Source organism: Vibrio sp. 1401, from assembly GCF_033340295.1.
Genome location: NZ_JAWOWF010000499.1, coordinates 1 through 627, shown reverse-complemented (window position 1 = coordinate 627; position 627 = coordinate 1). Strand labels below are relative to the sequence as shown.

General features: G+C 54.4%; 1 pseudogene. It reads right to left on the bottom strand.

The window, feature by feature from the left end:
* A pseudogene (locus tag R7Z77_RS26465) lies at positions 1–590 on the bottom strand (hypothetical protein); the annotation flags it as partial.
* Between the last annotated feature and the right edge of the window lie 37 nt (positions 591–627).

Here is a 627-nt window from a genome sequence, read left to right as displayed (position 1 = left end):
AGTCGCCCCCGATCACCCAGCTGGGCGCGTATAGAGGCATTCCTCGTAACGATCAGATCAATGGCATCAGCGGCATATAGGTGGACACTGGCCATTTCCGATACTTCCTCAGACTTTCTCAGGGCAACCACGTGCGTGGCGTTGCCGCGACGTTTAAAGCTCACAAGCAGCCGCAGGTTGGATTTGAGCGGGTGAGGCTGCACGCAGTCCGTGGTGAGTTCCAGGATGGGTGCCGGATTCATTCCAGTGGACAGGGCGATGGACACCACGCAAACGGTCAAATCGTAGCTGTTCAGCGGCTCAGAGTGTGCCACAATCCGCTCCATCTCTGTGCGCAGCGCTTTGATCAAAAACCGCTTTTCATTTTTGCTGAGCGCCTTCTGGCCCTTACGTCGTTTGTTGGAATTCGGAAACGGATTGGCAGGCCAAACCGTTTTCATATCTACTTCCGGCCAGAACCCGAACCGATGAGATGCCACAAGCAAAGATTTGGTTTTGGTAAAGTGACCCTTTTGCGAGCCGTATTCGATGGGCTCGTTTCTCAGGTGCTGAATAAATCGCTTGATCGTTTCGGCGTTGAGATCCGCCATGGTCAGGCGTTCACCACTAGCGGCGTGGAGCAACGAC